Consider the following 25480-nt stretch of genomic DNA (forward strand, 5'->3'; position numbering starts at 1 on the left):
GACGGGCGTGGGTATGCCGTGAGGTGGCTCACCCGTCCAGGATGTCGGCGACGTAGTGGGCCACGGCCCGGACCGTGGCCATCGCCTGCGGGTAGTCCATGCGGGTCGGCCCCACGACCCCGAGCCCTCCGGCGGTGCCGTAGGTGGTGGCCACGACCGAGGTGGTGCGCAGCGGCTCGTAGGGGTTCTCGGTGCCGATGGCGACGGCGACCGTCTCCCCGTCGTCGAGGGAGGCCATGCTGCCCATGAGGCGCAGGAGCACGACGTGCTCCTCCAGCGCCTCCAGCACCTGCGACAGCGACGTGGGGAAGTCGCTGCCCACCCGCGCCAGGTTGGCCGTCCCGGCCATGGCGATGCGCTCCTCGGTGCGCTCCTGGGCGGCCTCGGCCAGCGTGTCCACCACGATTTGGGCCAGCGGCCGGTCCGTCGGGGCCACCCGCTCCTCCACCGCGGCCAGCCGGGCGGGGATCCGGCCGAGCAGCTCGCCGACGGCGAGCTCGTTGACGAGCGTGCGCAGCGTGGGCACGACGTCGGGCTCCAGGGTGAGGTCACGGCCCACGTCGACGACCCGCTGCTCGACCCGGCCGGTGCTGGTGATGAGCACGATCATGAGGCGCGTCCCCCCGACCGGCACCAGCTCGACGTGGCGCAGGGTCGACCGCGACAGGCTGGGGTACTGCATGACCGCGACCTGGTGGGTCAGGCTGGACAGCAGACGGGTCGTCCGCGAGACCACGTCGTCCAGGTCCAGGGCACCGTCGAGGAAACGCGCGATGGCGGCGCGCTCGGCCCGGCTCATGGGCTTGATCTGCTGCAGCCGGTCGACGAACAGCCGGTAGCCCGCGTCGGTGGGGATGCGGCCCGCGCTCGTGTGGGGGGCGGTGATGAGTCCTTCGTCCTCCAGCGCGGCCATGTCGTTGCGCACGGTCGCGGCGGACACACCGAGCCGGTGCCGTTCCAGCAGGGACTTGGACCCGACGGGCTCGGAGGTCCGCACGTAGTCCTGCACGATGGCCCGCAGGACCTCCAGGCGACGGTCCTCGCTCACGGCGGCTCCTCCTTCCTCGCGGCTGGTTGCTGGCACTCAGGGGCGCGGAGTGCCAGTCTACGCGAGCCTGGCGCACGGCATACCATGAGCGCCATGAGCCAGCCGCGCACCGAGACCGACAGCATGGGCCAGGTGGAGGTCCCCTCCGACCGCTACTGGGGGGCGCAGACGCAGCGCAGCATCCACAACTTCCCCATCGGTCAGGACACCTTCGTGTGGGGGCGACCGATCATCACCGCCCTCGGCATCCTCAAGAAGGGTGCCGCCCAGGCCAACGCCGAGCTGGGCGAGCTGCCGCAGGACGTCGCCGACCTCATCGTGCGGGCGGCCGACGAGGTCATCTCGGGCGACCTCGACGAGCACTTCCCGCTCGTGGTCTTCCAGACCGGGTCCGGGACCCAGAGCAACATGAACTCCAACGAGGTCATCTCCAACCGCGCCATCGAGCTGGCCGGCGGGGAGCTCGGCAGCAAGACCCCGGTGCACCCCAACGACCACGTCAACCGGGGCCAGAGCAGCAACGACACCTTCCCCACCGCCATGCACATCGCGGTGCTGCTCGAGCTGCGCGACCGTCTGGAGGGGGCGGTGGGCCAGCTGCGCGACACCCTCGCCGCCAAGTCGGCCGAGTACGCCGACGTCGTCAAGGTCGGACGCACGCACCTGCAGGACGCCACGCCCATCACGCTGGGCCAGGAGATCGGCGGCTGGGTGGCCCAGCTCGACTACGCCCTGGGCGAGGTGCGCCACGCCGCGGAGGGGCTGCACGAGCTGGCGATCGGCGGGACGGCCGTCGGCACCGGGCTCAACGCCCACCCGGAGTTCGGCGCGCTGGCCGCGCGCCGGATGGGCGAGGAGGCCGGCCTGGAGCTGCGCAGCGCGGACGACAAGTTCGCCGCGCTCTCGGCGCACGACGCGCTGGTGCAGACCTCGGCGTCCCTGCGCACCCTGGCCGGGGCCCTGATGAAGATGGCCAACGACGTGCGCTGGCTCGCCTCTGGTCCGCGCAACGGCATCGGCGAGCTGCTCATCCCGGAGAACGAGCCGGGGAGCTCGATCATGCCGGGCAAGGTCAACCCCACCCAGTCCGAGGCCATGACCATGGTCGCGACGCGCGTCTTCGGCAACGACGCGACCGTGGGGTTCGCCGGCAGCCAGGGCAACTTCCAGCTCAACGTCTTCAAGCCGGTCATGGTCCACGCCGTGCTGGAGAGCATCCGGCTCATCAGCGACGCCTGCCTCGCCTTCGACGTGGGGTGCGCCCGGGGTATCGAGCCGAACACCGAGCGCATCGAGGCCAACCTCGCCAGCAACCTCATGCAGGTGACGGCGCTGAACCCGCACATCGGCTACGACAAGGCCGCGGCGATCGCCAAGGCGGCGCACCGGTCCGGCCAGACGCTGCGCGAGGCGGCCCTGGAGAGCGGCCACCTCACCGCCGAGGAGTTCGACGCCTGGGTCGTGCCGCTCGACATGACCCACCCCCGCCAGGCCTGACCCCCTCCCACCCCCGCCAGGCCTGACCCCCTCCCACCGAGCGCCGCGAATGGTTGGCTGCTCCGGCGAGAGCAACCATTCGCGACGCTCGGTGGGATGAGAGAGCAACCATTCGCGACGCTCGGTGCGATGAGAGAGCAACCATTCGCGACGCTCGGTGGGTGAGAGAGCAACCATTCGCGACGCTCGGTGCGATGAGTCGCGGGCCTCGCGCGCCTCCCTGGCCTCCTGCGTCACGGGCGTTACCGTCATCCGTTGTGAACGACCGCTACGGCTACGGCTCCGACGTCCTCGCCACGGACTGGCGCGCGCCCCGGGGCGGCCGGGCCCAGCAGGTGGCCGCCGAGCGCGGCCTGGTGGTGGAGGACGTCGACACCGGGTGGTGCGGCGCGGTGGTCGGGGTGGAGCGCGCCGGGGGGATGCAGGTGGTCCACCTGGAGGACCGGCGCGGCCGCCGCAAGGGCTTCCCGCTCGGTCCGGGTTTCCTCGTCGACGGGCGGCCTGTCGTCCTCACCCGACCGGAGGACCGGGAGTCCAGCACCCGGCTCGCCCAGGCCCGGCAGGCCGCGGCCCGCACGGCCAGCGGGTCGGTCCGGGTGGGGGGCAGCCCGGCCCGGGTCGCCAGCGGCTCGCGCATCTGGGTCGAGGGTCGGCACGACGCCGAGCTCGTGGAGAAGGTCTGGGGGGACGACCTGCGGGTGGAGGGTGTCGTCGTGGAGATGCTGGACGGCGTCGACGACCTGGCCTCGCTCATCCGCGGGTTCGCTCCGACCCGGGACCGGCGCCTCGGCATCCTCGTCGACCACCTCGTCCCGGGCACCAAGGAGACCCGCATCGTGCAGCAGGCCGAGCGGGTCAGCCCGTGGGTCCGCATCCTCGGCCACCCCTACGTCGACGTCTGGCAGTCGGTCAAGCCCTCCCGCCTCGGCCGGGAGGCCTGGCCGGTCATCGAGCGGGGTCGTTCGTGGAAGCACGGGGTCCTGGCCGAGCTCGGCTGGCCGCACCGGTCGCAGACCGATGTGGCCCTGGGCTGGAAACGGATACTCTCGACCGTGCGGTCCTACAGCGACCTGGAACCTACGCTGCTCGCCAGCGTCGAAGAACTGATCGACTTCGTCACCGTTCCACCACCTCACGAGGAGTGAGCAGCATGACCCAGACACCCCAGTCCCCCAGCGACCAGCCCTGGCAGGACCCGCAGCGCGCCGGCGAGCCGTCCGGCCCCCCGCCTGCCTCCGGACCCGGGCCGCAGGCCTACGGCCAGCCCTCGTCGACACCGCCCGGCGCCGGCGCACCCTCGGGCGCGCCGCAGGGCGACGAGCGCACCATGATGCTCCTGGCCCACCTGTCCGGCCCGATCGCCATGGTGTTCAGCGCCGGCTGGCTGCCCTTCCTCGGCCCGCTGCTCATCTGGCTGTTCTACAAGGACCGGTCGACGGCCGTGCGCACCGCGTCCGCCGGCGCGTTCAACTTCAACCTCAGCCTGGGCATCGTCAGCATCGTGCTCTGGATCACCGTCATCCTCACCCTGGGGATCGGCTTCCTGTGGGCCATCCCGGGGTGGATCGCGATCTTCGTCATCCAGCTGTGGTGCCACATCAAGGGTGCGGTGCGGGCCGCGGACGGGCGCGTCTACGAGTACCCGTTCCAGCTTCGCCTGCTCAGCTGACCCCAGGCTCCCCACGGGTCACGCGGCCCGGCGTGTCTGCGCCCGACACGCCGGGTCTGCGGAGATTTCGTCGTCGACCCCTTGCGGGGTCGTCGGGAGGGGCGTAGACATGTCCCTACGCACTCCCCTCGGGGGGCGCGGGTCGCGAGACTGGCCGAGGATTCGCACCGTCCGCAGGGACGGAGCTGCGGTGTTGCGCACCTGAGCCTCTGGCACCTTGCGCACCGCCCGGTGACAGCACCCCGGGTCGTGGCCCGGTCGGCGAACTCATACTTCGCCGACCGGGCCACATCTCGTCCGGGCGCCAGGGCCCTGCAGGCTCATACCCCGCAGGGTCTGCTGCCAGTCTGGCTCGCCCGTCCGGCGCGTCGGCGGACGCGGTGTGGCGTGTCGGTGAACCGGCGGTGAGCGGTGCGGGCGTCAGACCAGGAGCCGGTGGACGACCGTGTCCGCCAGCAGGCGGCCGCGCAGCGTCAGCACGGCGTGGCCACCGACCGCGGCCCGGCCCTCCAGCAGCCCGTCGGCGACCAGTCCCGCGACCGCTCGTCGACCGGCAGGACGCAGGTCCTCGACCGGCAGCCCGTCCCCGAGCCGGACGCCGAGCAGGACCCGCTCGTCATACCTCTCCCCCGCCGTGAGGACCTCGCGGGCGTGCGCCGGGCTGACACCCTGCCCGAGACGGTCGGCGTAGGCCCGAGGGTGCTTGACGTTCCACCACCGCACCCCGCCCACGTGGCTGTGCGCGCCGGGGCCGACCCCCCACCAGTCGGCGCCCTGCCAGTAGGCGAGGTTGTGCCGGCACCGGTGCTGCGGGTCGCTCGCCCAGTTGGAGATCTCGTACCACCCGTAGCCGGCGCCCCCGAGCACTTCCGCCGCCACCTCGTACTTGTCCGCCTCGTCGTCGTCCTCGGGGGCCGGGACCTCGCCGCGACGCACCTGGCCGTGCAGCCGCGTGCCCGGCTCCACCACCAGCGCGTAGGCCGAGACGTGGTCCGGGCGCAGCGACACCGCGGCGTCCAGGCTGGCCCGCCAGTCCGCCAGGCTCTCCCCCGGCGTGCCGTAGATGAGGTCCAGGCTCACCTGCAGGCCGGCATCCCGGAGGGCCCCCACCGCACCCGCCACGCCCGCCGGGTCGTGCGTGCGGTCGAGGGTGCGCAGGACGTGGGGCACCGAGGACTGCATCCCCACGCTGACCCGGGTGAACCCCGCCCGCGCGAGCTGCTCCGCGACGGCCGGGGTGATGGTGTCGGGGTTCGCCTCCGTGGTCACCTCGGCCCCCGCCGCCAGCCCCCAGCGGTCCCGCACCGCGGCCACGAGGGAGCCCAGCTCCGTCGCCGGCAGCAGCGTCGGGGTGCCGCCACCGACGAAGACCGTCGACACCGGCGGCGGGCCGCCCGGGCGCAGCACCTGCGCCGCCAGCTCGATCTCGGCGTGCGCGGCCGCGAGATAGCCCTGCGGTGCCCCCGCGTCGTCCAGCTCAGGCAGGGTGTAGGTGTTGAAGTCGCAGTAGCCGCACCGGACCCGGCAGAAGGGCACGTGCAGGTAGACGGAGAACGGGCGCTGCGGCATACCCTGCAGCGCGGACGCCGGGAGCGAGCCGTCCGGGGGCGCGGGATCGCCCGGGGGGAAGCTCGAGGGCATACCCCAGTCTCCCACCCCGGCGGACCCGCGGCGCACGGCCGGTCCGACCCCCTCCCCGCTGCTCGGCGCGCTAGGGTCGGCGGTGTGCAGCAGCGGCTTCGTGAATACATCGACAGCCTGCGCGACCAGGGCTACACCGTCCGGGACGACCAGGGCTCCGACCCTGATCTCATCACGCCCGACGGCAGTGCCGTCGACACCTGGCGCGAGGACTACCCCTACAGCGAGCGGATGACCCGGGACTACTACGAGGTCGAGAAGTGGCTGCTGCAGGTGGAGCTGCTGAAGTTCCAGTACTGGGCCAAGGACAACGGCAGCCGGCACGTCCTCGTCTTCGAGGGTCGCGACGCGGCCGGCAAGGGTGGAGCCATCAAGCGCTTCACCGAGCACCTCAACCCGCGCGGCGCGCGCGTCGTGGCCCTCAACAAGCCCACCGAGGTCGAGGCCGGGCAGTGGTACTTCCAGCGCTACATCCAGCACCTGCCGACCTCCGGGGAGCTGGTCCTCTTCGACCGCTCCTGGTACAACCGCGCCGGGGTGGAGCGGGTCATGGGCTTCTGCTCCCAGGCGGAGTACGACCGGTTCATGATCCAGGCGCCGCTGTTCGAGCAGATGCTCGTGGACGCCGGGGTGTCGATCACCAAGTTCTGGTTCTCGGTGACCCAGACCGAGCAGCGCACCCGCTTCGCCATCCGCCAGCTGGACCCGGTGCGGCAGTGGAAGCTCTCGCCCATGGACCTGGAGAGCCTGGACCGCTGGGAGGACTACACGGCTGCCAAGGAGGAGATGTTCCGACGGACCGACTCGGACTGGGCGCCCTGGGTGACGATCAAGAGCAACGACAAGAAGCGGGCCCGCATCAACGCGATGCGCCACTTCCTGTCCCAGTTCGAGTACGAGGGCAAAGACCACGACGTGGTGCTGCGCCCCGACCCCCGGCTGGTGAAGCGGGCCAAGGACAGCGCCGGCGACTGAGGTGGCTCAGGCGCGGCGGTAGGCCAGGTCCACGATCTCCCGCCCGGCCTCGGTCCCGCGGCGCTCGAACCGCGTCACGGGCCGCAGCGGCGCCCTCCCGGTGGAGGCGAGCTCCCAGGAGGGGTGCGCGTCCAGGACCTGCCGCATGGCGTGGGCGTAGCCGGCCCAGTCGGTGGCCAGCCGCCACAGCCCGCCGGTGGGCACGAGAGCGGCCACCGTGGCGGCGAAGTCCGGGGAGACCAGGCGGCGCTTGTGGTGCCGCTGCTTGGGCCACGGGTCGGGGAAGAAGGTCCACATCTCGTGCACGCCGCCCGGCGGCAGGAGGGTCTGCAGCGCCAGGGCCGCGTCGGCCTCGAGGAAGCGGACGTTGGGCAGCGGCCGGTCCATCTTGGCCATCGCGTGGCCGATCCCGGGTCGCCACACCTCGAGGGCCAGGAAGTCCCAGTCCGGGCGCTGCGTGGCGGCGTGCACCAGGGTGTCCCCCGACCCGGAGCCGATCTCGACCACCAGGGGTGCGCTCCGGCCGAAGACCTGCGAGGGGTCGAGCCGGTGTGCCGGGTCCACCCCGGTCGAGGCGTCAGCGCCACGAGGGCGCGGCACGTCGAGCACGAGCGTCCCGGCGTAGCGCTCCCAGGCGTCCTCGTGCGACTGCTTGAGCATGCGCCCGCCGCGCCGGGTGAACGAGCGCAGGCGGGCCGGGTGCCGGGGGGCGTCGGCCTGGCTCACTTCTTGGACTTCGCGGTCTCGGCGCCGCTCCCGTCCTGGGAGAGCGCGGCGATGAAGGCCTCCTGCGGCACCTCGACGGACCCGACCATCTTCATCCGCTTCTTGCCCTCCTTCTGCTTCTCGAGCAGCTTGCGCTTGCGGCTGATGTCGCCGCCGTAGCACTTGGCGAGCACGTCCTTGCGGATGGCGCGGATGGTCTCGCGGGCGATCACCCGGGAGCCGATCGCGGCCTGCACCGGCACCTCGAACTGCTGCCGCGGGATGAGCTCCTTGAGCTTGCCGGCCATCTGGACGCCGTAGGCGTAGGCCTTGTCCCGGTGCACGATCGCGCTGAACGCGTCGACGGTGTCGCCCTGCAGCAGGATGTCGACCTTGACGAGGTCGGCCTCCTGGTCGCCGGAGGGCTCGTAGTCCAGCGAGGCGTACCCGCGCGTGCGGGACTTGAGCGCGTCGAAGAAGTCGAAGACGATCTCGGCGAGGGGGAGGGTGTAGCGCAGCTCGACCCGCTCCGGGGAGAGGTAGTCCATGCCCAGCAGCGTGCCCCGCCGGCTCTGGCACAGCTCCATGATGGCGCCGATGAACTCGCTGGGGGCCAGGATCGTGCCGCGGACCACCGGCTCGGTGATCGAGGCGATCTTGCCGGCCGGGAACTCGCTGGGGTTGGTCACCTCCATCTCCGAGCCGTCGTCGAGGCGGACGTCGTAGGAGACGTTGGGGAGGGTGGAGATGAGGTCGAGGCCGAACTCCCGCTCCAGCCGCTCACGGACGATCTCCAGGTGGAGCATCCCCAGGAAGCCCACCCGGAAGCCGAACCCGAGCGCCCCCGACGTCTCCGGCTCGTAGACCAGGGCCGCGTCGTTGAGCTTGAGCTTGTCCAGCGCGTCGCGCAGGATCGGGTAGTCCGAGCCGTCGATGGGGTAGAGCCCGGAGAAGACCATCGGGCGGGGGTCGTGGTAGCCGCCCAGCGGCTGGGCGGCCTGCCGCCGCTCCCCCGTGACGGTGTCGCCGACCTTGGACTGGCGCACGTCCTTGACGCCCGTGATGAGGTACCCCACCTCGCCGACCCCGAGACCCTGGGTGGGCGCCGGCTCGGGGCTGATCGCCCCGATCTCCAGGAGCTCGTGGGTGGCCTTGGTGGACATCATGGCGATGCGCTCGCGCGGCGAGAGCGAGCCGTCGACGACCCGCACGTAGGTGATGACGCCGCGGTAGGTGTCGTAGACGGAGTCGAAGATCATCGCCCGGGCCGGGGCGTCCGCCTCCCCGACCGGCGGCGGGATCTCGGCCACGATCCGGTCCAGCAGCTCGGGGACGCCCTCCCCCGTCTTGCCCGAGACCCGCAGCACGTCCGCGGGATCGCAGCCGATGAGACCGGCGATCTCCTCGGCGTACTTCTGCGGCTGGGCCGAGGGCAGGTCGATCTTGTTGAGCACCGGGATGATGGTGAGGTCGTTCTCCATCGCCAGGTAGAGGTTGGCCAGGGTCTGCGCCTCGATGCCCTGCGCGGCGTCGACGAGCAGCACCGCCCCCTCGCAGGCGGCCAGGCTGCGGCTCACCTCGTAGGTGAAGTCCACGTGACCCGGCGTGTCGATCATGTTGAGGATGTACGTGGCGTCCACCGCCCACGGCATCCGCACGGCCTGGCTCTTGATGGTGATGCCGCGCTCGCGCTCGATGTCCATCCGGTCGAGGTACTGCGCGCGCATCTGGCGCTCCCCCACGACCCCCGTGACCTGGAGCATCCGGTCGGCCAGCGTCGACTTGCCGTGGTCGATGTGGGCGATGATGCAGAAGTTGCGGATGACCTCGGGCGGGGTCGAGGCAGGCTGGGGCACCGAGTCGGGTCGGGCGAGCGGAGACAGGGCAGGCACCTCGCAGAGGGGGCAGGGTGGTCGGACGGTGGTCTGAGGGCCAGTGTCCCACGTCGGCCGCGCCGTGACGGCACGCAGGCCACCTGGCACGGACCTGCCCGCGTCCCCCGGAAGGAGGGGCGCGAGCAGGTCCGTGATGGGTCACCCCCCGGTGTCTCGGGCCGGGGGGCGGTCCGCAGGTCAGCCCTGCGGCATCAGCACGCCGTCGATGAGGTAGACGGTGGCGTTGGCGGTCTGGACGCCACCGCAGATCACCGAGGCGTCGTTGACCATGAGCTCGTCACCGGAGCCGGTGACCTCGAGGGTCTCGCCCTGCACCGTGGTCTGCTCGCCCACGACCTCGTCCGGGGTCATCTGGCCCGGCACGACGTGGTAGGTGAGGATCGAGCTCAGCAGCTCGGAGTCCTCCTGCAGCGTGGCCATGGTCTCCTGGTCGATGGCCTCGAAGGCCTCGTCGACCGGCGCGAAGACGGTGAACTCGTCGCCGTTGAGGGTGTCCACGAGGTCGACGTCCGGGTTGACCCCGCCGGAGACCGCAGCGGTCAGCTGGGTGAGCAGCGGGTTGTTGCCCGCGGCCACGGCGACCGGGTCCTGGGCCATGCCCTCGACCGAGCCGTCACCGTCCGGCACCTGCTCGGCGTAGTCGTCGCAGCCCGGGCCCACGAGGTTGGCGGCGGGGTCCATCTCGCCGCCGGCCATGTCCTCCTCGGTCTCCATCTCGTCGTCGGCCATGTCGTCCTCGGACTCCATGTCCTCGGAGGCCATGTCCTCGCTGGACTGCTCGGTGGAGCCGCCCTCGGCGGCCATGTCGTCACCCTCGCCGCCGCAGGCGGACAGGGCGAGCGCGGAGGCCATCGAGACGGCCAGGATTCCCTTGGAGATACGCATCATGCATTCCTTTCTGATGGGGTCGGGCGGCTCAGGAGACGGAGACCGTCACGTTGTGCCACCCGGTGGACCCGTCAGGAGCGATGGGCTCCCGCCGGGAGGTCTGCGTCTGGCCGGCGCGATCGGTCGCGCGGACCTCGAGCCGGTGCGAGCCCGGCTCGGCCGACCAGGTCCAGCGCCAGGCGCGCCAGGTCTGGTCGGAGTCCTCGACGCCGAGCTCGGCGTCCTGCCACTCCCCCTCGTCGGCACGCACCTGCACGCGCTCGATGCCGACGGTCTGCGCCCACGCGACACCGGCCACGGTGACGTCGCCGGCCTCGAGCTGGGCGAAGGACCCGGGTACGTCGATGCGGGAGGAGAGCTTGATGGGGGCCTTCGCGGCATACCCGCGGTCGGTCCAGTAGGCGGTGAAGTCCGCGAACCGGGTGACCTCGAGCTCGGTCAGCCACTTGGTGGCCGACACGTAGCCGTACAGCCCCGGGGTGACCATGCGCAGGGGGTGGCCGTGCTCGGCCGGCAGCGGGCCGCCGTTCATCCCGACGGCGAGCAGCGCCTCGCGCTCGTCGGTGAGCACCTCCAGCGGCGTCCCGGCCGTGTAGCCGTCGACGGAGACCGAGCGCACGGCGTCGGCACCGTCCTGAACCCCTGCCTCCGCGAGCAGCTCGCGCACGGGGATGCCGAGCCAGGTGGCGGTGCCCAGCAGGTCGCCACCGACCTCGTTGCTCACGCAGGTCAGCGTGATCCGACGCTCCACGAGGTCCCGGGCCAGCAGGTCCGCGAGGGACAGCTCCAGCGGACGGTCGACCATGCCGGTGATCCGCAGCACGTGCGACCCGGCGTCCACCGTCGGCACCTGCAGGGCGGTGTCCACCCGGTAGAAGTCCGGGGTCGGCGTGACGTGGGGCGTGAGCCCGTCCACGTCGAAGGTCACCCCGTCGGGCACCGGATCGGCAGCCAGGGCAGGAGCCGGGAGGTCGACCCCGCCGGTCCCCGTCTCGCCGGCGAGCGTGCGGGTGGCGCCCCCTGCCGCCCCGAGGGCCGCGACGCTGGACGTGGCGACCAGGAAGCGGCGGCGATCCAGACCCGACCCCTGCCCAGCCCGCGCCGGCAGCGCGGAGAGCAGCCAGGCCAGTCCACCCACCCCGACCAGCAGCATCCCCGCAACGGACGCCGCGACGGCCAGGGCACCTCCACCCTGCGCCGGGTCGAGCACCATCGCCGCCCCGGCCAGGGAGACCAGGAGGGCGACGCCGACCAGAGCGACCAGGCGACGCCGCACCCCGACCCACCCCAGCGCGAGGAGCAGCACGACCAGCGTCACCAGCACGCCGCCCAGCAGGACGGCCTTGTCGGCCTGACCGAAGGTGCTGATCGCCCACTCCTTGAGCGGGCGGGGGGTAAGGTCGACCGCGCGGTTCCCCACCGCCACCACCGGTCCGGTGACGTCCAGGACCTGCGCCAGCCCCTCCCCGGCGAGCACCCCGGCGCCACCGGCGAGCAGCCCGGAGGCGGCTCCGGCCGCACGCCGGCCTCGCGAAGGGGATGTCGTCGTCATGCCCAGGGTTCGGCCCGGACCCTGCCGTCGGATGGTGTGATCTAGGTCACACCGTCATCACCGTAGCTGCACGAAGGCGCGCAGGCGCCCGTCCTCGTGGTCGCGGATCTCGGTCCAGCCGAGCGACTCGTAGAAGGCCCGCTGGCCGGGCTCGTCCTCAGTGAGCAGGACCTTCTGGCGGCACTGGGAGAAGGGCTCCAGGGCGGCGACCACCAGAGCTCGCCCCACCCCTTCCCGCTGCAGCTCGGGGCGCACCAGGACGTCCTGCAGGTAGGCGATGGTCGCCCCGTCGGAGATGACCCGCGCGAGGCCGAGGAGGTCCTCGCCGTAGCGCGCCGTGACGACCCGCGTCGATCCGGCGACGGCGGCCTCGAGGGTCTCGGGGTCGGTGGTGTAGGACGACCAGCCCACGGCGTCGTAGAGCCCGAGCAGCTCCTCGCGACCCGGGCGGTCATCAGCGCTGATGAGAATCTCGTGGCCGGCCACGCGGCCAGCCTAGCCAGCCCGGCGGGCCCCCGCCATCGCTCGTGCCACCGGCTGCCGCCCGAGGTCGGACCCGCGCCCGGGAGGTGGACGGCGTCGAGAGAGGCGGCTACGATCATTTCATCCAGCGAACTCGTCATTCCATCAAATGGAATACCCGGAGGTGCCCATGACCACCACATCCACCCCCGCCCTGGACCTGCCCGCCGGCGTCGAGGTCACCGGTGCCCTCCGCCCCGGCTACGAGCAGATCCTCAGCCGACCGGCGCTCGAGCTGGTCGCCTCCCTGCACCGGGAGCTGGAGCCGCGTCGGCAGGAGCGGCTGGCCGCCCGTGCAGAGGTCGTGGCGCGGGTCGCCGCCGGGGAGGACCTCGACCTCCTGCCCGAGACCGAGCACGTGCGCGCCGACCCCACCTGGCGGGTCGCGGAGCCTGCGCCGGGCCTGCAGGACCGGCGGGTCGAGATGACCGGGCCGACCGACCGCAAGATGACCATCAACGCGATGAACTCCGGTGCCCGGGTCTGGTTGGCCGACCAGGAGGACGCGAACACCCCGTTGTGGGAGAACGTCGTCGAGGGGCAGATCAACCTGCGCGACGCCGTCCTGGGCACCATCTCGTTCACCTCCCCGGAGGGCAAGGAGTACGCCCTGGCCACCACCGACCACGCCAGCCTGCCGACCATCGTCATGCGACCCCGCGGGTGGCACCTGGGCGAGAAGCACGTCACCGTCGACGGGCAGCGGGTCGCCGGCGGCCTGGTGGACTTCGCGCTGTTCATGTGCGCCAGCGCCCGGGCCCAGCTGGATGCCGGCAAGGGGCCCTACCTCTACCTGCCCAAGATGGAGCACCACCTCGAGGCCCGGCTGTGGAACGACGCCTTCCTCCTGGCGCAGGAGGCCCTGGGACTGCCCCGTGGCACCATCCGCGCCACCTGCCTCATCGAGACCTTCCCGGCGGCCTTCCAGATGGAGGAGATCCTCTGGGAGCTGCGCGAGCACTCCGCCGGGCTCAACGCCGGCCGCTGGGACTACCTCTTCAGCGTCATCAAGACCTACCGCACCCGCGGTGCGGACTTCGTGCTCCCCGACCGGGCCTCCGTGACGATGACGGCGCCGTTCATGCGCGCCTACACCGAGCTGCTGGTGAGCACCTGCCACCGGCGCGGCGCCCACGCCATCGGGGGGATGGCGGCGTTCATCCCGTCCGCGGACGAGGAGGTCAACGCCGCCGCCTTCCAGAAGGTGACCGCCGACAAGCAGCGCGAGGCCGAGGACGGGTTCGACGGGTCGTGGGTGGCGCACCCCGGCATGGTGCCCACCTGCCGCGAGGTCTTCGACCACGTCCTGGGCGAGCGCCCCCACCAACTGGACCGCACCCGGGAGGACGTCCAGGTCCGGCCCGCCGACCTGCTGGACGTCGCCGCGACCCCCGGCGAGGTGACCGAGCGGGGGTTGCGGGCCAACATCGAGGTCGGCATACGGTACCTGTCCGTCTGGCTGACGGGCCGTGGCGCCGTGGGCATCCACCACCTCATGGAGGACGCCGCGACGGCGGAGATCAGCCGCAGCCAGGTGTGGCAGTGGCTCCACCAGGGCGTGACGCTCGCCGACACCGGCGAGCAGGTGACCCGCGAGCTCATCCACCGGCTGACCGACGAGGTGCTCGCCGACCTGCCCGGCGGGGCGTCCGACCACCGCGCGGCCACCGACCTCTTCCTGCAGGTGGCCGTCGCCGACGAGTTCGTCGACTTCCTCACCGTCCCGGCCTACGAGACGATGCCCTGAGCCGGCCGGGTCCGTGACCTACGCTGGGCCGAGGGTGCACCGAGGAGGCAGGCGATGACGCAGACGGACCCACGGGCGGGGGTCGGCGCGGTCCTGCGCGACCTGCGTGAGCGGCTGCCCGAGCACGTGCTCGTCACCGACCCCGCCCAGCGGGAGACGTATGCCTGCGACGGGCTGGCGGCATACCGCGTCCGGCCGGCGCTCGTCGTCCTCGTCGAGAGCGCGGACCAGGTCGCCGAGGTCGTCCGGGCCTGCGCGTGCCACGACGTGCCCTTCGTCGCCCGCGGCTCGGGCACCGGGCTGTCCGGGGGTGCGCTCCCCCACGCCGACGGGGTCCTCGTCGTCACCAGCCGGCTGCGCACGCTGCACGAGGTGCGCCCGGAGGACCAGCGGGCGGTCGTCGACCCCGGCGTGGTCAACCTCGCGGTGAGCAGGGCGGCCGAGCCCGGGGGGTACTACTTCGCCCCCGATCCGAGCAGCCAGCAGATCTGCTCCATCGGCGGCAACGTCGCCGAGAACTCCGGCGGCGCGCACTGCCTCAAGTACGGCTTCACCGCCGGGCACGTGCTGTCCCTCGAGGTCGTCACCCCCGACGGCGCGCAGGTCACCCTCGGCACCGAGGCCCCGGACGCCCCGGGGTACGACCTGCTCGGCGCCTTCGTGGGCAGCGAGGGGACCCTGGGCGTCGCGACCCGGGCCACCCTCCGGCTCACCCGGCTGCCCGAGGACGTCCGCACCTGCCTCGCCGGCTTCGGCGGCACCGACGAGGCCGGCGCGGCGACCAGCGCGATCATCGCCGCCGGGATCGTGCCAGCAGCGATCGAGATCATGGACGCCCTGGCCGTCGAGGCCGCCGAGGCAGCGGTCTCCTGCGGCTACCCCGAAGGTGCGGGAGCGGTCCTCGTCGTGGAGCTGGACGGCCCCGCCGTCGAGGTGGAGCAGGAGCTGGACCGGGTGCGGCGGCTGTGCGCGGAGCACGGCGCGGTCGAGTTCCGGACCGCGGCGGACGCCGCGGAGCGCGCCGAGATCTGGAAGGGGCGCAAGTCGGCCTTCGCCGCGGTCGGGCGGATCTCGCCGGACTACATCGTCCAGGACGGCGTGGTGCCCCGGACCTCCCTCCCGGAGGTGCTGCGGGAGATGGGTCGCATCAGCGCCGAGCGCGGGGTCCGGGTCGCCAACGTCTTCCACGCCGGTGACGGCAACCTGCACCCGCTCGTGCTCTTCGACGCCGCCCAGGAGGGCGCGACCGAGCGCGCCGAGGAGGTGTCGGGGATGATCCTCGACCTGTGCGTCGCGCACGGCGGGTCCATCACCGGGGAGCACGGCGTGGGCGCGGACAAGGCGCGCTACATGCCGCGGATGTTCGAGCCCGCCGACCTCGACACCATGCAGCTGCTGCGCTGCGCCTTCGACCCCGCGGGGCTGGCCAACCCGGGCAAGATCTACCCGACACCGCGGATGTGCGGCGAGCGCCCGCGGGTGGTGCACGCGGCGGACGAGCCGTCCGTCGACGGGGCCGAGGTCTTCTGATGTCGCTCGAGCAGCTCCTGGGGGCGACGTGCGCGGTGCGGCCGGCCGCTGAGGAGGACGGGGTCGACGGCGTCCCCGCCCGGGTGGTGGCGCGACCGGCGTCCGCGCAGGAGACCTCGGAGCTGATGCGCGCCTGCTCGGCCCACGGTCTCGCGGTGGTGGTGCGCGGCCACGGCAGCAAGCTGGAGTGGGGTCGCCCGCCGGAACGCGTCGACGTCGTCCTCGAGACGGGCGGCATGGCCGGGCTGGTCGAGCACGCGCGCGGCGACCTGGTCGCGACGGCCGGAGCCGGTATGCCGCTCACCAGGTTGCGCCACCTGCTGGCCGACGCGGGGCACGAGCTGGTGGTCGACGACCTCGCGGTCGGTCGTGGGGCGGACGCGGCCGGGTCCACCCTGGGCGGTGCCGTGGCGACCAACCTGTCCGGTCCCCGGCGGCTGCGGGCCGGTCCCCTGCGCGACCTCGTGCTCGGGGTGCGCCTCGTGCTCGCCGACGGGACCGTCGCCCGGGCCGGCGGCAGGGTCGTCAAGAACGTCGCCGGCTACGACCTGGGCAAGCTCATGACCGGCTCCTTCGGCACCCTGGCCGTCGTCACCGAGGTCACCGTGCGGTTGCACCCCGAGCCGCAGGAGGTCCGGCAGGTGCACGCCCTCGTGCCCCGCGAGCACCTCGCGCCCGTGCTGGCGCACCTCGTCAGGACCCGGACCGCACCGCACGTCCTCGACGTGCACGCCGTTCCGGGGGCGGACGCCCAGGTGTCGGTCGGCCTGGGCGGGAGCCCCGGGAGCACGCGACGCCGGGCCGCGCAGCTCGCCGCCGAGCTCTCCTCGCCCGGTCTCGTGGGCTCTGCCGAGGCCGTCGTCGCCGTCGACCCGGAGCGCGTCACCGTGGAGGAGATCGCCCACGTCGTCCCGAGCGCCGCCGAGCCCTGGTCCACCGCGGAGGAGGTGGCCAGGCGGCCGACCCTGCTCCGGGTCACGACGCGGCTGAGCGGCACCGCCGAGCTGGTGCAGGTCGCGAACGACCACGGGCTGACGATCACGGGTTCCGCCGGGGTCGGGGTGCTGCGCGCCATCCTCCCCGAGGAGGCGCAGGTCGAGACGGCGCTCGGTGCCGTGATGGCGGTGCGGGCGGCGACGACGCGGCTGGGCGGGTCCACCGTGGTCCTCGACGCCCCGCCCGCCGTCAAGGCGTCGCTCGACGCAGAGGGCACCTGGGGGCCGGTGCCCGGGCTGGAGCTCATGCGCCGGGTGAAGGCGCAGTTCGACCCCGGGCGCACCCTGGCGCCGGGCCGCTTCGTGGGAGGACTGTGATGAGCACGCAGCAGGGACCGACACCGCGCCGCACGCTGCTCGGGATGCCCCGGGTCCGCGGGACCGCCTCGCCGGTCCTGGCCGACCCGGCCTTCGACGCGTCCCGGCCGCCCGACCCGGACCTGCTGGACGACTGCGTGCACTGCGGCTTCTGCCTCACCACCTGTCCGACCTACCAGCTGTGGGGCGAGGAGATGGACAGCCCCCGGGGCCGCATCGACCAGATCCGGTCCGCCTCCGAGGGCGCACCCCTCACCGCCGCGACGGTCGGGCACCTCGACGCCTGCCTCGGCTGCATGGCCTGCGTGACGAGCTGCCCCTCAGGCGTGCGCTACGACCTCCTCCTGGAGCAGACCCGGGCCCAGGTCGAGCGCCGGGTCACCCGGCCCCCTCGCGACCGCGCCCTGCGCGCGCTCGTCTTCGCCCTCTTCCCGCACCCCCGACGGCTGCGGCTGCTCCGGGGGCCGCTGCGCGCCGCGCAGCGCTCCGGCGCCCTCGGCCTGCTGCGCCGCACCGGGCTGGTGGGGCGGGTCAGCCCGGAGCTGGAGGTCATGCAGTCGCTGGCCCCGCCACTCGGCCCCCGGGTGACCGTGGCGCCTCGTACCCCGGCGCAGGGGCCCCGACGTGCGGTGGTGGGGATGCTCACCGGGTGCGTCCAGCGCGAGTTCTTCGGTGAGGTCAACGCCGCGACCGTCCGGGTGCTCGCCGCCGAGGGCTGCGAGGTGGTCGCCCCCGAGACGCAGGGCTGCTGCGGCGCGCTCTCGGTACACACCGGCCGGGAGGAGGAGGGCCGCACCTTCGCCCGCCGCCTCGTCGACACCTTCGAGGCGGCCGGCGTCGAGACGGTCGTGGTCAACTCCGCGGGGTGCGGCTCCACGATGAAGGAGTACGCCCACCTGCTCGCGGACGACCCGGACTACGCCGCGCGCGCCCGGGTGTTCGCCGACCGGGTCCGTGACCTGAGCGAGATCCTCGTCGAGCTGGGGCCGCAGGCTCCACGGCACCCGGTGGCCGCGACCACCGAGCCCCTCACCCTCGCCTACCACGACGCCTGCCACCTCCGGCACGCCCAGGGCGTGGTCAGCGCCCCGCGCCAGCTGCTCGGCGCCATCCCGGGGGTGGACCTGGTCGAGATCCCGGACGGGGAGATCTGCTGCGGGTCCGCCGGCGTCTACAACATCCTGCAGCCGGAGCCGGCGACCGAGCTCGGTGACCGCAAGGCCGCGAGCATCCTGCGCACCGGGGCCGGGCTCGTCGTCACCGCCAACCCGGGGTGCCTCATGCAGATCAGCCGGGCGCTGGAACGCGCCGGGCACCCCCTGCCCTTCGTCCACACCGCGGTCGTGCTGGACGCGTCCATCCGCGGGGTCCCGCTGCCCGGGCTGCCGTCGGAGCCGCGGAGGGAGGGCGCGGTCCGATGAGCCGCGACCAGGAACGCCCCCGCGGCGTGCAGTCCGTCGACCGCGCCCTCGACATCATCGAGCTGCTCGCGGGCACCTCGCCCCTGGGGGTCACCGAGATCGCCCGGGAGGTGGGCCTGGCGCCCGGCACGACGCACCGCCTCGTGGCCGGGCTGGCGGCGCGCGGGTGGGTCCGGCAGGACGCCGACCGGCGGTATGCCGTGGGCCCGGCGGCCCTACGGCTGGGTGACGCGTCCTACCGGGCCCTGGGCACGGCCGCCGCCCCGGCGCTGCGCGAGGCGGTCCTGGAGACCGGGGAGACGGCCAACCTCGCGGTGCTGGAGGGGGACGCCATGGTCTACGTCGCCCAGTCCCCCTCCCCGCACACCCTGAGGATCTTCGCCGAGGTGGGCCGCCGGGTGCCGCTGCACTCCACCGCGGTCGGCAAGGTGGCGCTCGCGGCGCGGCCCCGCGACACGTGGCCCGAGCTCCTGGCGGGCCGCCCTCTCGAGCCGAGGACACCGCATACCCTCACGACCGTGGCGGCGCTCACCAGCGAGCTGGCGGCCGTCCGTGAGCAGGGCTACGCGCTCGACGACGAGGAGCAGGAGCTCGGGGTGCGCTGCGTGGCCGTCCCGGTGCCCGTCGGCGCGCTCGAGGTCGCCCTGTCGGTCAGCGGGCCCACCGAGCGGCTCACCCGGGAGCAGGCCCACGAGGTGGTCCCCGTGCTGCGGCGGATCGCCGCCGGTCTGGGCGACGCGCCGTGAGGGCGCGGGACGTGGGCCGGGTGCTGCGGCGTGCCGCCCGGGTGGCACGCCGCGCGACGACGCAGCGGCAGCCGCCCGGGACGGCCGGACCCCGGCCCGGCGCGGCGGCCGGCCCGGGTCCTGGGGCCCGGCTGGGCTACGCCCCGGTGGCGGACGACCGCGCGGACCCGGGTGAGGTGGTGTGGGCGTGGGTGCCCTACGAGGAGGACGCGAGCCAGGGCAAGGACCGCCCCGTCCTCGTCGTCGGACGGGAGGGTCCCCTGCTGCTGGCTCTGCAGCTGACCAGCCAGGACCACGACCGCGACGCCGCGCAGGAGGCGCGGGCCGGACGGCACTGGGTCGACGTCGGCAGCGGGGGGTGGGACCACCGACGGCGCCCCAGCGAGGCCCGGGTCAACCGGCTGCTGAGGCTGGAACCCCAGGCGGTACGCCGCACCGGGGCCCAGCTGGACCGGCAGGTCTTCGACCGTGTCGTGGCGCAGGTGCGCCGGCACTACCCCGCGCTCTGAGCCACGCCGACGCGGCGTCGTCGGTCGATGCGGCCGACCCGGTGCGCCACCCACCCGGTGCCGAGCAGGCACAGGGACCCCACGACGACGCAGACGGCAGCCAGCGGCGCCACGAGCGAGAGCCCGGACACGAGCAGCGGGCCACCGAGTCCGCCGACGTCTCCCGCGAGCCGGTAGCCACCGAGGTACTGCGCCCGGCCCTGCTCCGGTGCCGTGTCGGCCCCCAGCGTCATGACGATGCCGGACCCGAGGCCGTTGCCGACCGCCATGAGCAGGGCCAGCAGGGTGAAGCCGGTGACGGCGCCCGCCAGCGGCAGCAGCACCACCCCGAGCCCGATGAGCGCGACGACGGGCACGGCCACGACGGTGCGACCGGCCCGGTCCATGGCCCATCCCGCGGGGTAGAAGAGGCAGATCTCCAGCAGGGCCGCGGCCCCGAAGACGAGGGAGGTCGTCGCGGCGGAGATCCCGACGTGGTCGGCCCACAGCGGGAGCAGCACCATCCGCAGGGACCGCGCCCCGGAGATGACCACCACCGCGCTGCCGACTGAGGCGAGGGTGCGCCAGTGGTGCCGGAGCACGGACAGCACGCGGGTGGGGCGGGCGCCGCCCGCCCGGTCGGCACGCTCGTGCCCGGCCGTGAGGTCCGGCGCCAGCTGGACGACGAGGGCGGAGAGCAGGGCCATCGCGGCCGCCAGCCAGAAGACCGAGCGCAGCTCCCCCGTCGCGGCCAGCAGGACGCCGCCCAGGACCGGGCCCAGGAACCCCCCGATGCGGTGCGAGCCGCCCAGCGTCGACATGGCGCGTGCCCGCTGGTGCACAGGTGCGACGACGATGAGGAAGCCCTGCCGGGCCAGCAGGAACACCGCCCAGGTCATGCCGCTGGCGACGACCCCCACGCCCAGCACCGCCAACGAGGGCGCCAGGGCGACGACGCCGAGGGCCAGCGCGTCGGCCACGCCGGCGAGCACCATGGCCCGCCGCTCACCGATCCGGGCGACGAGCGCTCCCGCGGGCAGGGCGCCCAGGAGGCTGCCCACCCCGAGCAGGGCCACGACGAAGGCCGCCTCGCCGACGCTGGCCCCCAGGTCACGTGCGAGCAGCGCCAGGACGGGGGTGATGGCACCCAGGCCGACCGCGTTGACGACCGTGGGCGCGAAGGCGGGCAGCGCGACGTCCCGCAGCCGGAAATCCTGGTCGGCCGCACGTGTGCCACCCCGCCTGGACACGGCATACCTCCCTGCGGCAACGAGAAGGGCCGGGCACCTGGGTGCCCGGCCCTGATTCGGTGGAGCTGAGGGGATTCGAACCCCTGACCCCCTCCATGCCATGGAGGTGCGCTACCAACTGCGCCACAGCCCCGGGTCGCCCCGTGAGGACTCCGCCACTTTACCCAGCGCGTTCGGCAATCGCCAAATCCCTGCTCACGGCACGGGGTGGGCGATCGTGCCGGTCGCGTCGGCGTCCGGGGCGCCGGTGTTCCACTTCTCCAGCCGCCACCCGGTGGGGTGCTCGACGAGGTCGGCCCAGTGGCAGTTGCGCAGTCCCACCAGGGCCTGGGAGGCCTGGGCCACGTCGAGGCCGACCACCGCGCAGACCAGCGCCCGGGTGGCCAGGCCGTGGGTGGCCAGCACCGCGGTCCCGTGCTCGTGCAGCCCGGCGACGACGTCCTCGAAGGCCGCGAGGGTGCGGGCCGCGACGTCGGCCAGCCGCTCCCCCGTCTCCCCCCGGACGACGTCCTCACCCCGCTCGAGGGCCAGCTGGGCCTGCGGGTAGCGGGAGGTCACCTCGGCGTGGGTCAGGCCCTGCCAGCGGCCGACGTGGATCTCGCGCAGCCGCTCGTCGGGCTCGACCTCGAGCCCGGACACCGCAGCGAGCTCGGAGGCGGTCTGGCGGGCGCGCCGGAGGTCGGAGGAGACGAGGCGCTGCGCGCCCCGCCCGGCCAGGACGCGGGCGGCCCGCCGCGCCTGCTCGTGGCCCCGCTCCGAGAGCTCGGTGTCCAGCTGCCCCTGGAACACGCCACCGGCGTTGTGCGCCGTCTCGCCGTGCCGCCAGACGATGACCCGCCGCATACCCCTGCTCAGACCTCGTCGGGGGTGGCCGGCGCCGCGGCGGCGTCCAGCACGTGCGGGCAGTCCTTCCAGAGCCGCTCCAGGTCGTAGAACTCGCGGTCCTCGGCGTGCATGACGTGCACGACGATGTCGCTGAAGTCCAGCAGCACCCACCGTCCCTCGTGCTGGCCCTCGCGGCGCAGCGGCTTGGCGCCCAGCTGCAGCAGCCGCTCCTCGACGGCGTCGACGACGGCACCGACCTGTCGCTCGTTGGGGGCCGAGGCGATGACGAAGACGTCGGTCAGGGCGAGCTGGCCGGACACGTCGAGACCGACGACGTCCTGGGCCAGCTTGTCCTGGGCCGCGGCCGCCGCGGCCTGGGCCAGCTCGACGGCGCGTGGGGTGGCTGCCACTCAGGGGTCCTTCCGGTAGAGGTCGTACTTGCCGATGTACTGGACGACGCCGTCGGGCACGAGGTACCACACCGGCTCGCCCTGCGCGGTGCGCTCACGGCACCCGGTGGAGCTGATGGCCATGGCCGGGACCTCCAGGAGGGTCACCTTGTCCTCCGGCAGACCGGCGTCCGTGAGGACGTGCCCCGGCCGGGTGACCCCGACGAAGTGCGCGAGGTCCCACAGCTGGGAGACGCCCTTCCAGGACAGGATCTGGGCCAGCGCGTCCGCGCCGGTGATGAAGAAGATCTCGTCGTCCGGACGCTCCTCCCGCAGGTCGCGCAGGGTGTCCAGGGTGTAGGTGGGGCCCTCGCGGTCCACGTCCACGCGGCTGACGGTGAAGCTGGGGTTGGACGCGGTCGCGATGACGGTCATGAGGTAGCGGTGCTCCGCGTCGGTCACCTCGCTCGCGTCCTTGCGGTAGGGCTGACCCGTGGGGACGAAGAGCACCTCGTCGAGCCCGAGGAGATGGGCGGCCTCGCTCGCGGCCACGAGGTGACCGTGGTGGATGGGGTCGAAGGTCCCACCCATCACTCCGAGCCGCATCAGTGCTGGTCTCGGCCCACGTCGGGGTTGTGGTGCGCGTCGGCCACCCCGTGCGGGTCGAGCGCCAGCGTGTTGCGGAAGGTCCAGAGGAAGCCCAGCAGCAGGAGGAAGGCGAGCATGGCGAAGACACCGAACATGATCGGCGGGAAGGGGAGCTCGTGGACGACGTGGTGTCCGCCTTCCTCGGCGGCGGCGAGGAGGTGCAGGCTCAGCGCGGGCGACATGGGGACCACTGTACCTGCAGACGCGTGCTCCCCGGGGTGGCTCAGCGGACCTGGCCGTCGCCCTCCACGACCCACTTGGTCGTCGTCAGCTCCGGCAGGGCCATGGGCCCGCGGGCGTGCAGCTTCTGGGTCGAGATCCCGATCTCGGCGCCGAAGCCGAACTCCCCGCCGTCGGTGAACCGGGTGGAGGCGTTGACCAGCACCGCGGCGGCGTCGACCTCGGCGGTGAACCGGCGGGCGGCCGCGCGGTCGGCCGTCACGATGGCCTCGGTGTGCCCGCTGGTGTGCTCCTGGACGTGGGCGATGGCGGCGTCGAGGTCCGCGACGACCCGGGCGGAGATGTCCAGGGAGAGGAACTCGGTGTCGTCGTCCTCGTCGGTGATCGGCTGGAAGGCCGCCCCGGCGGCCTCGGCGTACCGTCGCATCTCCTCGTCGCCGTGCACCGTCACCCCGGCGGCCGCCAGCTGCTCCATGACACCGGGCAGCACCCGCTCGGCGGCGTCGCGGTGGACCAGGAGCGACTCGGCCGCGTTGCACACCGAGGTGCGGTGCGTCTTGGAGTTGGTGACGATCGAGACCGCCATGTCGGGGTCGGCGCTGGCGTCGACGACGACGTGGCAGTTGCCGATGCCGGTCTCGATGACCGGCACCGTCGACTCGGTGACGACCGTCTGGATGAGGCCGGCGCCGCCGCGGGGGATGACGAGGTCGACGAGCCCCCGGGCGGTCATGAGGGCCCGTGCGGCGTCGTGACCGCCCTCCGAGAGCAGGGTGACGGCGTCGGGCGAGATCCCCCGCTCCTCCAGGCCGGCCCGGAGGATGGCGACGAGGGCGGCGTTGGTGGACCCGGCGGCGGACCCGCCGCGCAGGATGACCGCGTTGCCGCTCTTGAGGCCCAGCCCGGCCGCGTCGACCGTGACGTTGGGGCGGGCCTCGTAGATCATGCCGACCACCCCCATGGGGACACGCACCTGACGGATCTGCAGCCCGTTGGCCAGGGTGGAGCCGCGCACCACCTCGCCGACCGGGTCGGGCAGCGAGGCGACCTGGCGCAGGGCGTCCGCGACGGCGCGGGTGCGGTCCGCGTCGAGGGTGAGCCGGTCCAGCAGGTTCTCCGGCAGGCCGGCGGCGCGGCCGCGCTCGAGGTCCTCCTCGTTGGCCTGCACGACCCGGTCCGCGCCGGCGTCGACCGCGTCCGCGAGCGCCAGCAGGGCGGCGTCCTTCTCGGCACGGGTCAGCAGCGCGAGCTGGCGGGCGGCGGTGCGTGCGGCCCGGGCGACCTCGGCGACGTGCTCGACGACCTGGGGGGCGATGGTGCTCATGCTCATGGACCTCCTGATCCGGTGGACCGGTGACGGTATGACGTGCTGGTGGGCTAGAGGATGACGAGGTCGTCGCGGCGGACGACCGGCCGCGGTGCCGGCGCACCGGAGCGCAGCGCTGCGTCACGGACGAGCCGGCGGCCGACGAGCGGACCCAGCTCGGCCGCGTCGTAGCCGACGAGCCCGCGGGCCACGACGCGGCCCCGCTCGTCGCAGAGGTCGACGGTGTCGCCGGCGCTGAAACGACCCTCGACCCGGGTGATGCCCACCGGGAGCAGCGAGGTCCGCCGCCGCACGACCGCCTCCACGGCGCCGTCGTCGAGGACCACCCGGCCGGTCGCGCTGGTCGCGTGCGCCAGCCACCGACGCCGCGCCGGGCTCTTGGTGCCCACCGGGGTGAAGAGGGTGCCGACGTCCTCGCCCCGCAGCGCCTGGTGCACCTGGTCGGTGCTGGTGACGAGGGCGGGGATGCCCTCGGCGACGGCCATCTGCGCGGCGGTGACCTTGGTCTGCATCCCCCCGGTGCCCACGCTTGACCCGGCACTGCTGACGTCGACGGCGGCGAGCGCCTCGGCCCCGGCCACGAGGGGGATGCGGGAGGAGCCCGGACGGGACGGGTGGGCGGTGTAGAGGGCGTCCACGTCGGACAGCAGCACCAGGGCGTCGGCGTCGACGAGGTGGGCGACGAGGGCGGCGAGCCGGTCGTTGTCGCCGAAGCGGATCTCGTCGGTGGCCACCGTGTCGTTCTCGTTGATGATGGGCACCACCTCCAGCTCCAGCAGGCGCTCGAGGGTGCGGGAGGCGTTGACGTAGTGGCTGCGCCGGTGCATGTCGTCCGCCGTCAGCAGCACCTGACCCACCTGGACCCCGTGGAGGGTGAAGGCCTGGGTGTAGGCCGCCATGAGCGCCCCCTGACCGGTGCTCGCGGCGGCCTGCTGGGTCGCGAGGTCCTTGGGCCTGCGCTCCAGGCCCAGCGGCACCATGCCCGCGGCGATCGCGCCCGAGGACACCAGGACGACCTGCGTCCCGGCCAGCGAGACCTTCGCCAGGCTGCTGGCGAGCGCCTGCAGCCGGAAGCCGTCGAGGCCGCCCTGCGGCCCGGTCAGGGAGGAGGAGCCGACCTTGACGACCATGCGGTGCGCGTCGCGGATGACGCTGCGGTCGACGGTCGAGGCCATGGGACGAATACTATTCCACGACCGTGCATACTCATGCATCCGCGTCGGC

Annotated in this window: 24 protein-coding genes and 1 tRNA gene; 10 read left to right on the top strand and 15 right to left on the bottom strand. The window is 73.4% G+C overall.

The annotated features are described in order from the left end of the window. Window positions 1-28 precede the first annotated feature (28 nt). Complete coding sequence (hrcA, locus tag AVL62_RS14730; protein ID WP_058892409.1) at window positions 29-1048, bottom strand: heat-inducible transcriptional repressor HrcA; 1020 nt, start codon at window positions 1046-1048, stop codon at window positions 29-31. Window positions 1049-1141: 93 nt separating this feature from the next. Between hrcA and fumC the strand changes: the two genes are divergently transcribed. The 3 genes from fumC (at window position 1142) to AVL62_RS14745 (ending at window position 4214) form a co-directional block, all read left to right on the top strand. Then, a complete protein-coding gene (gene fumC, locus AVL62_RS14735) occupies window positions 1142-2545 on the top strand; it encodes a class II fumarate hydratase (protein ID WP_058892410.1) in 1404 nt (467 codons plus the stop codon). Between the two features lie 257 nt (window positions 2546-2802). After that, a complete protein-coding gene (locus AVL62_RS14740; protein WP_058892411.1) occupies window positions 2803-3690 on the top strand; it encodes a DUF3097 domain-containing protein in 888 nt (295 codons plus the stop codon). A gap of 5 nt (window positions 3691-3695) precedes the next feature. Beyond that, window positions 3696-4214, top strand: a complete 519-nt coding sequence (locus tag AVL62_RS14745) for a DUF4870 domain-containing protein (RefSeq protein ID WP_235585721.1) — start codon at window positions 3696-3698, stop codon at window positions 4212-4214. Between the two features lie 420 nt (window positions 4215-4634). Here the strand turns inward: AVL62_RS14745 and hemW are convergent, their stop codons facing one another. After that, a complete protein-coding gene (gene hemW / locus AVL62_RS14750; RefSeq protein ID WP_058892412.1) occupies window positions 4635-5855 on the bottom strand; it encodes a radical SAM family heme chaperone HemW in 1221 nt (406 codons plus the stop codon). Between the two features lie 84 nt (window positions 5856-5939). Here hemW and ppk2 point away from each other — a divergent pair, with 84 nt between their 5' ends. Next, window positions 5940-6830 (top strand): polyphosphate kinase 2, encoded by an 891-nt coding sequence (gene ppk2, locus AVL62_RS14755; RefSeq protein WP_058892413.1) that lies wholly within the window; start codon window positions 5940-5942, stop codon window positions 6828-6830. A 6-nt stretch (window positions 6831-6836) separates the two neighbouring features. Here ppk2 and trmB read toward each other — a convergent pair whose 3' ends face one another. The 5 genes from trmB to AVL62_RS14780 all read right to left on the bottom strand — a co-directional run bounded on the left by trmB (window position 6837) and on the right by AVL62_RS14780 (window position 12356). Continuing rightward, window positions 6837-7556, bottom strand: a complete 720-nt coding sequence (trmB, locus tag AVL62_RS14760; protein WP_058892414.1) for a tRNA (guanosine(46)-N7)-methyltransferase TrmB — start codon at window positions 7554-7556, stop codon at window positions 6837-6839. Continuing rightward, the gene (lepA, locus tag AVL62_RS14765) at window positions 7553-9418 is read right to left on the bottom strand and encodes a translation elongation factor 4 (RefSeq protein ID WP_058892560.1); all 1866 of its coding nucleotides are present in this window, start codon (window positions 9416-9418) and stop codon (window positions 7553-7555) included. The genes trmB and lepA overlap by 4 nt, the downstream gene beginning before the upstream one ends. 189 nt (window positions 9419-9607) lie before the next feature. Next, the gene (locus AVL62_RS14770; protein WP_058892561.1) at window positions 9608-10315 is read right to left on the bottom strand and encodes a fasciclin domain-containing protein; all 708 of its coding nucleotides are present in this window, start codon (window positions 10313-10315) and stop codon (window positions 9608-9610) included. 31 nt (window positions 10316-10346) lie between these two features. Next, window positions 10347-11870: a molybdopterin-dependent oxidoreductase gene (locus AVL62_RS14775; protein WP_058892415.1), complete on the bottom strand. Its 1524-nt coding sequence runs from the start codon at window positions 11868-11870 to the stop codon at window positions 10347-10349. A gap of 57 nt (window positions 11871-11927) precedes the next feature. Then, the gene (locus AVL62_RS14780) at window positions 11928-12356 is read right to left on the bottom strand and encodes a GNAT family N-acetyltransferase (protein ID WP_058892416.1); all 429 of its coding nucleotides are present in this window, start codon (window positions 12354-12356) and stop codon (window positions 11928-11930) included. Between the two features lie 166 nt (window positions 12357-12522). Between AVL62_RS14780 and aceB the strand changes: the two genes are divergently transcribed. From aceB to AVL62_RS14810, 6 genes are read left to right on the top strand one after another with little or no spacing between them, the layout of a single operon-like run. Further along, entirely contained in the window at window positions 12523-14139 is a 1617-nt protein-coding gene (gene aceB, locus AVL62_RS14785; RefSeq protein WP_058892417.1) for a malate synthase A, read from the top strand. A gap of 54 nt (window positions 14140-14193) precedes the next feature. Further along, a complete protein-coding gene (locus AVL62_RS14790; protein WP_058892418.1) occupies window positions 14194-15669 on the top strand; it encodes an FAD-linked oxidase C-terminal domain-containing protein in 1476 nt (491 codons plus the stop codon). Then, window positions 15669-16982, top strand: a complete 1314-nt coding sequence (locus AVL62_RS14795; protein WP_058892419.1) for an FAD-binding oxidoreductase — start codon at window positions 15669-15671, stop codon at window positions 16980-16982. Before AVL62_RS14790 ends, AVL62_RS14795 begins: the two co-directional genes overlap by 1 nt. Beyond that, window positions 16982-18403 (top strand): (Fe-S)-binding protein, encoded by a 1422-nt coding sequence (locus AVL62_RS14800; protein ID WP_201023289.1) that lies wholly within the window; start codon window positions 16982-16984, stop codon window positions 18401-18403. Before AVL62_RS14795 ends, AVL62_RS14800 begins: the two co-directional genes overlap by 1 nt. Then, a complete protein-coding gene (locus tag AVL62_RS14805) occupies window positions 18400-19149 on the top strand; it encodes an IclR family transcriptional regulator (protein ID WP_058892420.1) in 750 nt (249 codons plus the stop codon). Before AVL62_RS14800 ends, AVL62_RS14805 begins: the two co-directional genes overlap by 4 nt. After that, the gene (locus tag AVL62_RS14810; RefSeq protein ID WP_058892421.1) at window positions 19146-19658 is read left to right on the top strand and encodes a type II toxin-antitoxin system PemK/MazF family toxin; all 513 of its coding nucleotides are present in this window, start codon (window positions 19146-19148) and stop codon (window positions 19656-19658) included. Before AVL62_RS14805 ends, AVL62_RS14810 begins: the two co-directional genes overlap by 4 nt. On the opposite strand, the gene AVL62_RS14815 is transcribed toward AVL62_RS14810, so the two are convergent. The 8 genes from AVL62_RS14815 to proB form a co-directional block, all read right to left on the bottom strand. Beyond that, window positions 19643-20887 carry an MFS transporter gene (locus tag AVL62_RS14815; RefSeq protein WP_058892422.1) on the bottom strand — a complete coding sequence of 415 codons (1245 nt, stop codon included), beginning with the start codon at window positions 20885-20887 and terminating at the stop codon, window positions 19643-19645. The genes AVL62_RS14810 and AVL62_RS14815 overlap by 16 nt on opposite strands. Window positions 20888-20947: 60 nt before the next feature. Beyond that, window positions 20948-21020: transfer RNA gene (locus AVL62_RS14820), tRNA-Ala, on the bottom strand. Between the two features lie 62 nt (window positions 21021-21082). Then, window positions 21083-21730 carry a histidine phosphatase family protein gene (locus tag AVL62_RS14825; RefSeq protein WP_058892423.1) on the bottom strand — a complete coding sequence of 216 codons (648 nt, stop codon included), beginning with the start codon at window positions 21728-21730 and terminating at the stop codon, window positions 21083-21085. Window positions 21731-21738: 8 nt separating this feature from the next. After that, a complete protein-coding gene (gene rsfS, locus AVL62_RS14830) occupies window positions 21739-22122 on the bottom strand; it encodes a ribosome silencing factor (RefSeq protein ID WP_058892424.1) in 384 nt (127 codons plus the stop codon). Next, window positions 22123-22707: a nicotinate-nucleotide adenylyltransferase gene (gene nadD, locus AVL62_RS14835; protein ID WP_268793654.1), complete on the bottom strand. Its 585-nt coding sequence runs from the start codon at window positions 22705-22707 to the stop codon at window positions 22123-22125. Next, window positions 22707-22931: a hypothetical protein gene (locus AVL62_RS17375; protein ID WP_058892426.1), complete on the bottom strand. Its 225-nt coding sequence runs from the start codon at window positions 22929-22931 to the stop codon at window positions 22707-22709. The genes nadD and AVL62_RS17375 overlap by 1 nt, the downstream gene beginning before the upstream one ends. A gap of 41 nt (window positions 22932-22972) precedes the next feature. Continuing rightward, complete coding sequence (locus AVL62_RS14845) at window positions 22973-24253, bottom strand: glutamate-5-semialdehyde dehydrogenase (protein ID WP_058892563.1); 1281 nt, start codon at window positions 24251-24253, stop codon at window positions 22973-22975. Between the two features lie 53 nt (window positions 24254-24306). After that, on the bottom strand, window positions 24307-25431 hold the full coding sequence (gene proB / locus AVL62_RS14850; RefSeq protein ID WP_058892427.1) for a glutamate 5-kinase: 1125 nt from the start codon (window positions 25429-25431) through the stop codon (window positions 24307-24309). Window positions 25432-25480 lie beyond the last annotated feature (49 nt).

The sequence above is a fragment of the Serinicoccus chungangensis genome, assembly GCF_001483745.1.
GTDB classification, from domain to species: Bacteria; Actinomycetota; Actinomycetes; order Actinomycetales; family Dermatophilaceae; genus Ornithinicoccus; species Ornithinicoccus chungangensis_A.

What these genes read in the sequence shown, in the direction of transcription:
- aceB (WP_058892417.1), top strand. Translation starts at nt 12,523, where the DNA reads ATGACCACCACATCCACCCCCGCCCTGGACCTGCCCGCCGGCGTCGAG.
- AVL62_RS14795 (WP_058892419.1), top strand. Translation starts at nt 15,669, where the DNA reads ATGTCGCTCGAGCAGCTCCTGGGGGCGACGTGCGCGGTGCGGCCGGCC.
- hemW (WP_058892412.1), bottom strand. Translation starts at nt 5,855, where the DNA reads ATGCCCTCGAGCTTCCCCCCGGGCGATCCCGCGCCCCCGGACGGCTCG.
- fumC (WP_058892410.1), top strand. Translation starts at nt 1,142, where the DNA reads ATGAGCCAGCCGCGCACCGAGACCGACAGCATGGGCCAGGTGGAGGTC.
- AVL62_RS14775 (WP_058892415.1), bottom strand. Translation starts at nt 11,870, where the DNA reads ATGACGACGACATCCCCTTCGCGAGGCCGGCGTGCGGCCGGAGCCGCC.
- AVL62_RS14790 (WP_058892418.1), top strand. Translation starts at nt 14,194, where the DNA reads ATGACGCAGACGGACCCACGGGCGGGGGTCGGCGCGGTCCTGCGCGAC.
- proB (WP_058892427.1), bottom strand. Translation starts at nt 25,431, where the DNA reads ATGGCCTCGACCGTCGACCGCAGCGTCATCCGCGACGCGCACCGCATG.
- AVL62_RS14825 (WP_058892423.1), bottom strand. Translation starts at nt 21,730, where the DNA reads ATGCGGCGGGTCATCGTCTGGCGGCACGGCGAGACGGCGCACAACGCC.
- nadD (WP_268793654.1), bottom strand. Translation starts at nt 22,707, where the DNA reads ATGCGGCTCGGAGTGATGGGTGGGACCTTCGACCCCATCCACCACGGT.
- AVL62_RS14845 (WP_058892563.1), bottom strand. Translation starts at nt 24,253, where the DNA reads ATGAGCACCATCGCCCCCCAGGTCGTCGAGCACGTCGCCGAGGTCGCC.
- AVL62_RS14770 (WP_058892561.1), bottom strand. Translation starts at nt 10,315, where the DNA reads ATGCGTATCTCCAAGGGAATCCTGGCCGTCTCGATGGCCTCCGCGCTC.
- AVL62_RS14745 (WP_235585721.1), top strand. Translation starts at nt 3,696, where the DNA reads ATGACCCAGACACCCCAGTCCCCCAGCGACCAGCCCTGGCAGGACCCG.
- AVL62_RS14805 (WP_058892420.1), top strand. Translation starts at nt 18,400, where the DNA reads ATGAGCCGCGACCAGGAACGCCCCCGCGGCGTGCAGTCCGTCGACCGC.
- AVL62_RS17375 (WP_058892426.1), bottom strand. Translation starts at nt 22,931, where the DNA reads ATGTCGCCCGCGCTGAGCCTGCACCTCCTCGCCGCCGCCGAGGAAGGC.
- AVL62_RS14800 (WP_201023289.1), top strand. Translation starts at nt 16,982, where the DNA reads ATGAGCACGCAGCAGGGACCGACACCGCGCCGCACGCTGCTCGGGATG.